Annotated in this window: 11 protein-coding genes and 1 pseudogene; 6 read left to right on the top strand and 6 right to left on the bottom strand. The window is 44.6% G+C overall.

Annotated elements, in window-relative coordinates; translation table 11 throughout:
- Window positions 1-18: 18 nt before the first annotated feature.
- The gene (locus tag Q4Q49_RS12705) at window positions 19-390 is read left to right on the top strand and encodes a hypothetical protein (protein ID WP_259523080.1); all 372 of its coding nucleotides are present in this window, start codon (window positions 19-21) and stop codon (window positions 388-390) included.
- 68 nt (window positions 391-458) lie between these two features.
- Here Q4Q49_RS12705 and Q4Q49_RS12700 read toward each other — a convergent pair whose 3' ends face one another.
- Complete coding sequence (locus tag Q4Q49_RS12700; protein WP_220591207.1) at window positions 459-1,814, bottom strand: flavohemoglobin expression-modulating QEGLA motif protein; 1,356 nt, start codon at window positions 1,812-1,814, stop codon at window positions 459-461.
- Window positions 1,815-2,092: 278 nt separating this feature from the next.
- Between Q4Q49_RS12700 and Q4Q49_RS12695 the strand changes: the two are divergent.
- Window positions 2,093-3,054 (top strand): annotated as a pseudogene (locus Q4Q49_RS12695) (PDC sensor domain-containing protein).
- A gap of 181 nt (window positions 3,055-3,235) precedes the next feature.
- On the opposite strand, the gene Q4Q49_RS12690 reads toward Q4Q49_RS12695, so the two are convergent.
- Entirely contained in the window at window positions 3,236-3,412 is a 177-nt protein-coding gene (locus Q4Q49_RS12690; protein ID WP_006079984.1) for a PA3496 family putative envelope integrity protein, read from the bottom strand.
- Window positions 3,413-3,736: 324 nt separating this feature from the next.
- Between Q4Q49_RS12690 and Q4Q49_RS12685 the strand changes: the two genes are divergently transcribed.
- From Q4Q49_RS12685 to rimK, 4 genes are all read left to right on the top strand, one after another.
- A complete protein-coding gene (locus Q4Q49_RS12685; protein ID WP_311999499.1) occupies window positions 3,737-5,893 on the top strand; it encodes a CHASE domain-containing protein in 2,157 nt (718 codons plus the stop codon).
- Entirely contained in the window at window positions 5,890-6,324 is a 435-nt protein-coding gene (locus tag Q4Q49_RS12680; protein WP_006079986.1) for a response regulator, read from the top strand. Before Q4Q49_RS12685 ends, Q4Q49_RS12680 begins: the two co-directional genes overlap by 4 nt.
- Before the next feature lie 9 nt (window positions 6,325-6,333).
- Window positions 6,334-8,067: a GGDEF domain-containing response regulator gene (locus Q4Q49_RS12675; RefSeq protein WP_311999498.1), complete on the top strand. Its 1,734-nt coding sequence runs from the start codon at window positions 6,334-6,336 to the stop codon at window positions 8,065-8,067.
- Between the two features lie 161 nt (window positions 8,068-8,228).
- The gene (rimK, locus tag Q4Q49_RS12670; protein WP_006079988.1) at window positions 8,229-9,134 is read left to right on the top strand and encodes a 30S ribosomal protein S6--L-glutamate ligase; all 906 of its coding nucleotides are present in this window, start codon (window positions 8,229-8,231) and stop codon (window positions 9,132-9,134) included.
- A gap of 86 nt (window positions 9,135-9,220) precedes the next feature.
- Here the strand turns inward: rimK and Q4Q49_RS12665 are convergent, their stop codons facing one another.
- The 4 genes from Q4Q49_RS12665 to Q4Q49_RS12650 all read right to left on the bottom strand — a co-directional run bounded on the left by Q4Q49_RS12665 (window position 9,221) and on the right by Q4Q49_RS12650 (window position 11,897).
- Window positions 9,221-9,913 carry a TorF family putative porin gene (locus Q4Q49_RS12665; protein WP_261271791.1) on the bottom strand — a complete coding sequence of 231 codons (693 nt, stop codon included), beginning with the start codon at window positions 9,911-9,913 and terminating at the stop codon, window positions 9,221-9,223.
- Window positions 9,914-10,203: 290 nt separating this feature from the next.
- Window positions 10,204-10,476, bottom strand: a complete 273-nt coding sequence (locus tag Q4Q49_RS12660) for an HU family DNA-binding protein (RefSeq protein ID WP_006079990.1) — start codon at window positions 10,474-10,476, stop codon at window positions 10,204-10,206.
- 159 nt (window positions 10,477-10,635) lie between these two features.
- Complete coding sequence (locus tag Q4Q49_RS12655; protein WP_311999497.1) at window positions 10,636-11,433, bottom strand: response regulator; 798 nt, start codon at window positions 11,431-11,433, stop codon at window positions 10,636-10,638.
- An 83-nt stretch (window positions 11,434-11,516) separates the two neighbouring features.
- Window positions 11,517-11,897, bottom strand: coding sequence for a hypothetical protein (locus tag Q4Q49_RS12650; RefSeq protein ID WP_311999496.1), 381 nt, complete (start codon window positions 11,895-11,897; stop codon window positions 11,517-11,519).
- Window positions 11,898-12,024: the final 127 nt, after the last annotated feature.

Raw genomic sequence — 12,024 nt, 5'->3', positions numbered from 1 at the left:
TAAAATGGAATTTATAAAATGTTTAATAAAAGTTTGTGTGTCATTGTTTTTTGCTCACTACTGACAGCGTGTAACGGCGTGACATTTCGAACCAATGCTGGTGCTGTCGCTTTAAATAATGCCGTCGCTAGTACTGTTGAAGTGTATTCTCAGGCAGAAATATCTAGGCACAAGTTTATGAGCTTAGGTGAAGTATCCACTACCTTTTGCAGTACTCAAATTTATCCTGCTGAACACGTCAGTTTGGACGATCTTAAAAAAGATTTGAAAGTTCAAGTTCAAAAGTTGGGTGGAAATGCCATTATTTTCTACGCGTGCGGCAAAGCTAGTTATCCTGCCTGTGAGTTGTATTTTGAATGTAATGGTGAAGGGTTCTCTATCGAAGATTAGAGTTTAGTTTTATATAAAAGCTCACATAGTTGTGAGCTTTTATATTTTAAATCAATAACATTTCTGTATTAATCCGAGTTGTTGTCGAACTCAGTATCGTCGAGTAACTCAAAGGTTGGTTCGACGTTTGGTACGTCTTTAAACAGGCGAGTGAAGTGACGTTGTACGCCTTTCAAATCGATTCCTGCTAAGCCTGAGGCGAACCCAAACCAAGCATAAAGACCACTAAAGTTATCGAACATGGGCGGTAAATATTTCGGTGTCGTCAGTATGCCCTCTTGGCAAGCTTGGTATAACACTGGGATATCTTCGATCGCCAATTTACCGAGGAACAACATAGGGATAAGTTCGGGAAGGCCTGAGGTGATAGCGCTGCGGATAAAGTTAATGTTTTCCACATAGCCGCGCACATAGGAAATATCCTTAGTGAAGAAGCTGCCGCCTTCTACCATACCCCCACGGAAAACCCTTTGGGTGACGCGATAACTGTCGGTCGCGCTCAGGTTTAATCCTCTGAAATAATTGAATACTTCAATAAAGTCGGCGCCATTTTCCGCCATGTCGACCGCGGCGACACGGTCGCTAATACGCCGAGCTCGTCCCGGATTTGAACTTAGGGTCAGCATTTCCAGTAAAACAGCTAAACCCTCTTGAGTCGCGGCTACCCGCGGCGAACCGACACTGAGCCAAGTGGCGTGGGGTTGGGCTCGACCATTTAGCGTTGTGCCGACATGCACCCAACCTTCGTGAACCTCGTATACATTGAGATCCGACTCGCTGAACATGGCTTTGCTATTGAGCTTAACGGTATCGCCACCTACAGCGGCATCGGAGACGATACCGTCACTGAGGCGCACGCGCATGTCATCGCTATGGAAGTATTTCTCTAAGCGTTGACTGAGCACGTGAACCGCTTCGGGGGCGCTAATAATCTTAGGATGATGTTTATTCATGTGTCTCGCTGCCGGCAGCGAGAAGATATAACTGAGTTTATCGCCTAACTGTCGCAGCGTATGACGATCGCCGTGCAATCTGTGACTCGCGCTGCCGTATAATTCTTGGCTAAGTTTACCAAAGGTCGGCGTGCCTCTGTTTTCGAGCATATCGACCACAAGGCGATATTGATCGACGTTAGCCACCAATATCTTGCCGAGTTTATCCCGTTTACCTAAACGTCTATGGATATCCTGTTTTAGGGTGGCGAGTTCTGCGTGGGTTTTGACGGGGTCAAAAGGTAAGGCTATGTTTTGATAGAACTCTTGCTTGATAGCCGGAAGTACAGTGCCCTTATTCGAGAGAAAGCGCTCCTCCATTTCCCGCGGCCATTTGATGGCATCTAAGATTTTTATTGGCGTTTGGATGCGAATTAATTCATCGGAAAAACGGCGTAGATCTTGTTGATATTGGGCTAACGACTCAGACATTCCCGTATATCCTGCAGGTAATTTCAGCGAGAGAGATGTGGCTAATCATAGCCTTAAACCTCATTTATTCATATTGATTCGCAGGCTAGCTGAGGAAATATACCGATTGCATAAATTAACTGTTATCGGTTTTGTGAATCATTTTGGTGCACCTGTGACTATTTTAGCGCTGTGTTTATGAGCCATAAATTAGTAACTATTTGTTTAATAGTATTTTATTGATATGGCATTAAAACTGCTTTGTTCTGGACTTAGAAATCGGTTGATTGGAGCGAAACATGGCAGCGATGAGTTATTTGAGTGTTATCGAGCGGTATCACGAATACGAGGCCACAGTGCATGAACTGATGGAATCGATTTTAACTGGGATTGCCGATGCCGAGTTATTTAAGCAACCTAAGGTCGATGTCAAAGCGATGAAAGGAATCGCGAAGAGCTATCCCTTTGTTGAGCTGATGTATTTACTCGATAGCCAAGGCTTGCAGATAAGCCAAAATATCGCCGTGGTAGACCATCAGATCGAGTTAATTCCGTTAGGTGGCAATCGCGATCGCAGCCAAAGACCTATTTCATTAATCGTGATGAGTCCGATGGCGTGAACATTACGCGTCCCTATTTATCCAATGCCAGTGGCAATTTGTGCCTTTCTGCCTCCCTAGCTATTTATCAACAGGAGCAAAAACTGGGTTATTTAGTGGTGGATGTGGACTTGACCCGTTTGATTGAATTTATGATGGGCGACAGTGCCCGGCGGCGCGTAACGCCGGCATTTAAAGCGGTTTATGGCGTGATAGTGGCGGGGTTATTTGTGCTGGTCACGGTATTGCTCTGGACCGCATTGCGTGATATTTACGGACTCTTTACGGTCGAGCGAATTGGCCAAGATCCGCTGCAACCCTTTGGGATCATTATTTTTATGACGCTGGCTTTAGCGATTTTCGATCTCGGGAAAACCATTCTCGAAGAAGAAGTCCTAATGCATAAGGATATCTTTCGCCACAGCTCAACGCGGCGAACCATTACACGGTTTGTTTCTACCATCCTTATTGCCATTTCCATTGAGGCCTTATTGACTATGTTCAAGGCGTCACTCGGTGAGAAACAATATATTGAACCCGCGATCTGGATGATGTTAGCCGTTGTCGGTTTACTAGTAGGATTAGGTGCTTACGTTTACTTAGGCGCTAAAGCCGAATGGTTGCTGATTAAAACTCAAGCCTATAAAAGCGGTAAAAAGTGACAGTGAAACTGCAGCGTTTAATGTGGGCATAAGAGGGCTAAACAAAGTCACACCCAGCACTGAGGGCTGGGTGAGATATTAGGTCTGAGTGGACACGAACTGTGTGAGTTCTAGATGAACACTCTGCGATTTAACGCAGCATCACCCTAATTTTGTCCACTAGATAGTGAGATCAAATCGGCTAGAAAAAATCATCATCTCCTAATGCACGCTTTAATTCCGCCCGTTCGAGGTAGTCTTCTAAACGCTTTTTGACTTCACGTCTATGTTGCATTGCCTCAGCGGCTTTGCTGTTTCTCGGTGTGGTCATTGCCTCAAGTTCAGTATCGTTGGGCACGACTTCAGTAATATGAGCCATAACGAATTCCTCTTGTTGTTCCTAACGACTTTCTAACTAAAAAGAGTAGGGTAGAAAAGCAAATAATTTTGTGAGTCAGGGTAAAATTTTCTGCCCGTGAGCTGGATAATTGTGCCCGCTGCGGTTTAGCGTCAAGTCAAGACTGGGATTGCCTATTTGATTAATTTAGTTCTTGCTTATTTTGTGATTGAGAGCACAACATCGTCATCGATATATTCGGGTTAATTCCTAGTTAAATAGTAGGATAAACTTGAATTTAGGCGTAATTACAACAACACTTGTAGCTGTGTTTATTGCTAATCTTTTGCTAGGGAATTGGCTCATATGGACAAGGATGAGTTTTCTAAATCGCATAGCCCATCAAATAGTATCTACTTTAGCGTGCTGAGCTCTAGCTGGCTGATGATTGTCGCTGCTTTACTTTTTATGGGCATCTCTTGGTATGTGCTGGAGCAATATCTTAGAGATCGTGGTGAAGAGCGTTTCGAGAACAGTGTGCAAGAGTTAACCGAAGCGGTGAATCGCAGAATGCTTGCCTATGAGCAAGTCTTACGCGGTGGTGTTGGCTTGTTATTATCTTCAAATGATGTGACCCGAAAGGAGTGGCAAACCTATGTTGTCAATGCGCATTTATCTGAGTATTACCCAGGTTTTCAAGGCTTTGGCTATGCTCAGTTACTTAAACCTGACACATTAGATGCCCACGTTCAACAAGTTCAAGCCGAAGGCTTTAAAGACTATAAAATTTACCCTGAAGGAGTTCGTGATCAGTATTGCGTGATCTTGTATTTAGAGCCTTTTGATTGGCGCAATCAAAGAGCCTTTGGTTATGACATGTGTTCCGAGGCTAATCGGCGTAAAGCCATAGATCACGCCATTAGCACTGGCCAGCCAACTATCTCAGGCAAGGTGGCCTTAGTTCAAGATACGCCCGAAGATGCTCAAGCGGGTTTCTTGATGTATTTACCCATTTATCAAGGAACGGTGGCAACGGAGGCTGAACGGAAACAACAGGCGATTGGACTCGTGTATGCGGCGTTTAGGATGGACGACCTCATGCAAGGGATTATGGGAGATCGATTCTCTGGTTTGAAACTTGCTATTTATGAAAACCCGCAGGCAAATGCCGACAGTTTAATGTTCACTAGCAGTAAAGTACTGCCAAATCAAAAAGATGTGTTTTATCAGTCACAGACTGACTTGATTGGCGGTAGGCAGTGGCGCTTAGACATTTCGTCACAATCGCGTTTTATTTCAAGATCAGAAGAAACCCAGGGTATCTGGCTACAATTTATCGGTAGCGCTTTTATTTTGGCGCTGTTTTATTCAGTGCTAATCATGGCGCGCAATCGATATAAAGAGTCATTACTTACCTCCGAGCTCATCGCGAATGAAAAACGCTTTAGACTCGTCATTGAAGCGTCTCCAAGCGCACTGTTTATGGTGGATAAGGCTGGAATTATTACATTGGTAAACACCCATGCCGAACGCTTATTTGGTTATGCCAGAGATGAGTTACTCGGCCGTTCTATCAATATGTTATTGCCAGACGTGCTGAGAGATGCGCATCAGCAGCACATGAATCATTATTTAGTGCAGCCGATTGCGAAGAATATGTCGATGCGCGATGACTTATTTGGCTGTTGCAAGGATGGCAGCTTACTCGCAATAGAAGTGGGTTTGACGCCCATTCATTTCAGTAATGGTATTTTCATTCTTGCGACAATTAATAATGTGTCTGAACGAAAGCGCATTGAAGTCCAGCGTGCAGAACACATGCAAGAGCTTGAGCGGATTAATCAAGAACTCGACCGCTTTGCCTATATCGCCTCCCATGATTTGAAATCCCCACTACGGGGTATCGAGCAGTTAACTTCTTGGTTAGCAGAGGATTTATCCGATAACACCAATGAAAACGTGCAGAAATATCTCGGGCTGATCCAAAGTCGTATTCATCGCATGGTGTTATTGCTCGATGGGCTATTGATGTTTTCCCGCATTGGCCGTGTCGATACTGAAACCACCGAGGTCAACAGTCGGCAACTGGCTGAAGACATGTTTGCGCTCGTCGCGCCGCCACAGGGGTTTGAATTAGTTCTAAAAGGGGAGTTTCCAAATTTCCATACTGTACGCGCACTGTTGGAATTGGTGATACGAAATTTAATCAGCAATGCCATTAAACACCATGACTTAGGCACAGGTGTGATCACTGTCTTATGTGAGGCCGCGGCGGATAAACATTATCTATTCAGTGTGATAGACGATGGCCCAGGTATCTCAAGTGCCTATCAGAATAAAGTCTTCGAAATGTTTCAAACACTTAAACCTAGGGATGAAGTAGAGGGCAGTGGTTTAGGGTTATCACTTGTGAAGAAAACAGTTGAAAGTTTAGGTGGGAATATTCAACTCAAATCGCAGGGCAGAGGCTGTTGTTTTTACTTTACTTGGCCTAAGCAAATAGTGAAAAAGGAGCTTCTATGAGAGCAGCAGATCAATATCAACAGGTCACCATTTTATTAGTTGATGACGATGATGTGGATTACATGGCCGTGCAGCGGGCGATGAGACAGCTTAGGTTACTCAATCCCTTAGTACGAGCGCGGGATGGCATTGAGGCACTAGCGATTCTCACCAGCTTAGACACGATTAAAGGCCCGTATCTTATTTTGCTCGACCTTAATATGCCAAGAATGAATGGCTTTGAGTTTCTTGAGCGGATACGTTCAGATCCTTCACTTTCATCATCTGTCGTTTTTATGCTCACGACGTCGAGTACCGATGAAGATAGAATGAAAGCCTATAGCCATCATGTGGCTGGCTACATGGTTAAAACTGACATAAAGGACGGTTTTAACAATATTTTTAATATGCTTGAAGGTTACTGGCGAATAGTCGAGCTCCCATCCGCATAAGGTGAGTATATGGATTTACTACTGATCGATGATGATGAAGTCGATAGAACGGCAATTATCCGAGCACTTAGGCAGTCGAAGTTGACGTTTAATGTGATCGAAGCCAATTGTGCATTTGATGGTTTGAATCTTGCCTTAGAACGTCATTTCGACGGCATTCTATTGGATTATTTATTGCCCGATGCCAATGGGTTAGAAGTGTTAATTAAGCTCAATGCCATGACGCAAGATCAGACTGTGGTCGTGATGCTGAGTCGCTATGAAGATGAGAAACTGGCCCAGCGCTGCATTGAATTAGGTGCGCAGGATTTTCTGCTTAAGGATGAGGTTAACTCGCGGATCTTAACCCGTGCGATTCGCTACGCGAAACAAAGATCTTCAATGGCATTGGCGTTACGGAATAGCCATCAAAAACTAAAAGAGCTGGCCGAGCACGACTCGCTCACTAAGCTGGTTAATCGCTATGGTTTTGAACTGTGTCTTAATCGAGCGATCGCAAGGGCGAAACGCTGTCACGACTATTTAGCGGTCATCTTACTGGATCTCGATGATTTCAAAGCGATTAACGACACCTTAGGCCACCAAACGGGTGATGTGCTGTTACTCAAAGTGGCGGCTCGATTAAGTGAAGTGCTGCGAGATGGCGACATTATTGCCCGTTTAGGCGGTGACGAATTTGTCGTACTGGTGACAGATAACGATTATAAATATTTCCCCATGATAGTGGCCAATCGACTGCTCAAAGTCTTTGAGGATGAATTTTGCCTCGGTGATAACGATGTGCTTATCGGTGCCAGTATCGGTGTGGCTTTTTATAATGAAGCGGCTTCGAACAGTTCTGAGCTGATGAAATGCGCCGATATCGCCATGTATCGCGCTAAAAAGATGGGCCGAAACCAGATCCAGTTTTATTCGGAAGCCCTAGACAAAGAGGTGCGCTACCGTAATCATATCGAGTCAAGTTTACGTATAGCCTTAAAAAGAAATGAATTTAAGGTCCATTATCAAGCACAGGTTAATGCGAAAACCCATCAGCTGGTGGGGATGGAAGCCCTTATCCGATGGCAGCATCCTGTGGATGGTATTATCGCCCCAGATCAATTTTTGCCCATAGCCGAAGAAATTGGATTAATGGATGACATTGATGATTGGGTGCTTGAACAAGCCTGTACCCAGGCACAGGTTTGGTTAGCCCAATTACAGCCCCTAGGCCAAGAATTCACTATCGCAGTAAACCTTTCAGCCTCTCAAATTGGAAATGAGAACCTGTTTGATAAAATCGTGCATACACTGACGAAGACAGGCCTGCCTGCTGGAGCATTAGAGCTTGAAATTACAGAAAATTGCCTTATTGAAGATCCCCATGAACATGCCAAAGTGCTCGATAGAATCGCCGGATTAGGGGTGCGTTTTGCCCTCGATGACTTCGGGACGGGTTTTTCGTCATTAGAACACATCAAACTGTTTCCGATCAGCGTGCTGAAAATCGATAAAAGCTTTGTCGCTTCCTACGATAAGGATGAAAAAGACACCCGATTGCTCGCCGCTTTACTCAACTTTGCCTATGGGTTTAATGTTATTTCTGTGGCGGAGGGTGTTGAAACGTTTGAGCAAGCAGAGTTTTGCACTGCTCGCCATTGCACTGTTTTACAAGGGTATTTATTCTCTCGCCCCTTAGATGCCGCGGCGTTTGAGGCCAAGTATATTCTGCCACTACTAACCCAAACTCAGTTCCCAGTGTGAGAGGTCTCGAACTATTTCAATAGCATAGTGATTTCGTCTGGTGAGGAATATTTTCTTGCTTTACACTGAGCAATAGACAAATATCAGCCCCTTTTTCTGTCGCTGTGCTTTTAGTGCCGCAGAATGGTTTATTCACTCATGCTTAAGTTGGTCACTCAGCAATGAAAATAGGTATTTTATCCCAATTCCCCCAGTTGTATTCGACACAACGTTTAGTGGAGGCTTGTCAAAGCCGCGGACATGAAGCGGTTGTGATCAATACACTGAACTGCTACATGAATATTAATTCCATTAAGCCTAGCATTCATTACGAAGGCACTGAATTAGTTGGCTTTGATGCCATCATTCCGCGTATTCATGCCAGCGTGACTTTCTATGGTTGTGCCGTTGTACGTCAGTTCGAAATGATGGGCGTGTATGCGGCGAATGATTCAATCTCTATTGCGCGTTCTCGGGACAAATTGCGGGCGCTGCAATTGCTCTCCCGTAAAGGGATTGGCATGCCAGTGACAGGCTTTGCCAATAAGCCGAATGACATCCCCGATCTCATCAATATGGTGGGCGGTGCTCCGTTAGTCATTAAGTTACTCGAAGGTACTCAAGGGATTGGCGTGGTATTAGCCGAGACGAAAACGGCTGCTGAGAGCGTGATAGAAGCATTCCTAGGGCTGAAAGCGAATATCTTAGTACAGGAATACATTAAAGAATCCAATGGCAGTGATATTCGTTGTTTTGTTGTCGGTGACAAGGTCATCGCCTCTATGAAGCGCCAAGGTCCCGAGGGGGATTTTCGCTCTAATCTGCATTTGGGTGGCTGTGGTGAGGTGGTTAAAATCACTGCAGTGGAACGTAAGATGGCGATTGCGGCGGTGAAAGCGATGGGATTGGTGGTCGCTGGGGTGGATATTTTACGCTCTAATCGTGGTCCTTTGATCCTTGAGGTGAATTCGGCGCCAGGCATTGAAGGGATTGAACAAACCACAGGGATTTCAGTGACTGAGCCTATTGTTGAATATATCGAGAAAATGGTCGCTGCCCGTAAAACCAATAGACCTATTATTGCCTAATAGTTGATTACGCTAAAAAAACGCTACCGTTTAAGGTGGCGTTTTTTATGCTTAGAGCTTAGACGTAAGATCCTAAATGTTAGATCTTAGAGATCAAAGCTGTAGGAATAGCCGAGTACCAGTTTGGCATCATCATCGGTGAGATCGGTATCAGAAACCATGAACGACACTGTGCCCATGCTGGTATCTGCACTGAGTGTGACGTTATAGTCGGCATAGTTATCTTCGCCAAACCAAGATTGCACAACATCACCGCTTGAGTAGCCATAGTGCACTGATAAGCTAAGTTTTTCAGTGAGAGGCACAGAGACAGTCGCGGCAAGATAGCTGAGATCTTTATTATCTAACGGATCGGCGGCGACATCGTCACCGGCATTGATGACATGGGAGTAACCCAGTTCAAGCCACTTCCAAGTTACTGCAGCATGGAGTTCACCAAAATCAATGCTGCCAGGAGCGTCTGGGTAGGCGTAGTAGAGGTAGCCAAAGTCGTAACTGATGTCTTCGGTAATATTGCCACCATAACCCGCGTAGAGATCTAGCTCGTAGCTCGTATCATCACCAAAATCCACATTCGATGCCCAAGTGCCGGCATAAAATCCAGAATCATGGCTGTAGTCAATCCCACCTTGGATTGCGACCGCATCTTTAGTTTGGGTCGCACCGCGCCATAGGTAATTAGAGGTACCACCAATGTTGCCTGATACGGCTGCAAAGGCATTGCCAGCCAGTAACATTCCCGTCGATAAGGCCAAAACGCTGTACAGTGATTTCTTCATGCTCATCCCCTCGATTGACTTATTTATCGATTCACCAGTGGCACACTTAAGTAAGCAGTGGTCATTAGTGCATCTTGGTTTTTTTCTAAGAAGGGATTTGCTAATCACATGCCACTATTACAATTCTATGTAAAACAAGATATTAGAATATCAAGTGTTAATAAAATGTTTTTATTTGCCAGTTTATGGGGCAGAGGCGCACTCTTGTTGTGCAAAAAATATTCAGCGTTTCACTGGGATAGGGCAAAAAAAACGCCTCACAATGGAGGCGTTGTTTTGAATTTTCTCGCTTAGTTTACGCTGTCGCGTAGGGTCTTACCCGCTTTAAACTTAGGTACAGTCGCTTCAGCGATTTGAATTTCTTTACCCGTTTGTGGGTTACGGCCGGTGCGAGCTGCACGAGTCGCAGTTTCAAACGAACCGAAGCCTACGATGGAGATTTTGTCACCATTTTTCATTGATTCGGTAATGGCTGCTTCAAAAGACTTCAATGCGCGTGCGGCTTCTACTTTCGTTAGATCGGCATTTTCTGCAATTTTGGCGATAAGTTCAGTTTTGTTCATTTTTATTGTCTCTTCTTTCCGTAGATTTATTTGAAATAAGCGTGCCTAACATGCCATAAGGTTTAGCGCTTGGAAAGCCTTTTGCGTCTAAGGTGCCGGAGGATGTTCGGTAAAGCGCAGAATATTTGCTCAGTTCGTGACTTAAGTTTTATTCTGGTTTTATTCTTCTAACAGTTGATAGAGTAATTTTTTAACCAATTTGGGTTCAAAGGGCTTGTCGCATAAGGCATTCACACCCGCTTGGGACACATTGCTGAGGTGGGTATCGTTTGCTTCGGAAGACACCATCAAGATGGGAATATGCGATTGCTGGCTTTCATTGCGGATATATTGAGTCAGCGCAAGGCCATCTACGCTTGGCATATTGTAGTCAGTGATCACTAAGTCAAACATATTGTTTTTCATCAACTCTATGGCCTGTGCGCCATCTTCGGCCTCGGTAATCAGTTTCATCCCTAAGTTACCGATAGTGCGTTTAATAACGTTTCTTGCCATGCGGCTATCATCGACCACTAATACGCGCACATCCTGCACATCGAAATTACTGAGGTCGAGCTCATCGTGGCTGAGCAGATCGATAGTGGCATTTAAGGCTGTGGCTAAATGGTCGGCACTGAAGGGCTTAGGCAAGATAGCGACCACACCCGATTGACGGAATATCTCAAGTTGCTCACGGCGACACTCGCTCGATACCAGCATAAATTGAATATCTTTGCAGTCCGCGCTAGCCTTTAAGTAGCCTAAGAGATCGATGGCGGTGCCATCATCAAAATGCATCGCGCTGGCGATAAGATCGGGTTTGTGGCGAGCAATAATATCTTTAGCCGCTTCAATATTTTCTGCGGTTTGAATGCTGAGAATACCTTCCTGTTGTAAGCGTTGAATAATAATTCGACGCTGGATATCTGAAGGTTCTACCAAAAGAATGGAAAGTTCACTGGGCGATAAATGGCTCATAGTCTACTTCAAGTTAAGAGTCGCAAGTATTTTATTGGGTCGCTAAGCTACGCGATTAGTAACAGCTTAGCAACAAATGTCCATTACTGCGTTTGACGGGTCAAATAATGACTCGTGACCTTAGAAAATGCGATCCAATATTGCAGGAGTAAAATGACAATAATGCTTATCGTCAGCGGCAACATAGGAATATTGTGACCAGAAACAATCACTTTTACATCTTCAGGGGTTATACGATAGGCAATAATCGCTGTAATGCCTAGGGCGGAAAATCCTAAGGTTTGCATGCCGATATAAATCTTCAATACTAAGCTCGACCACGGCGTGCGCATCATTATGCCAACGAGCACGGGGAGGGCGCCTAGGGTGAATACATCAAAGGATTGCGTTGTCACAGCCCGTAAAAGTGCGGCAATGCTGAAGAGGCAATATAAAGAGATCAGTAGCATAAGACGTTTAGGCATAGATGTATGTGTAGACAGGTAGCGAAGAAGATGAGCAAGTGTAGGAAATGCCCTAATCCGAGTCCAGTATAACCTTAATATCGTGTAGAATATGCCTTTTTGCGAAAGGCTCTAATAGGTGAAGTTT

Origin of the sequence: Shewanella sp. SP1S1-7 (genome assembly GCF_031932105.1) — a bacterium.
Taxonomy (GTDB): Bacteria; Pseudomonadota; Gammaproteobacteria; order Enterobacterales; family Shewanellaceae; genus Shewanella; species Shewanella baltica.
This window is presented reverse-complemented; position numbering and strand designations above follow the sequence as displayed.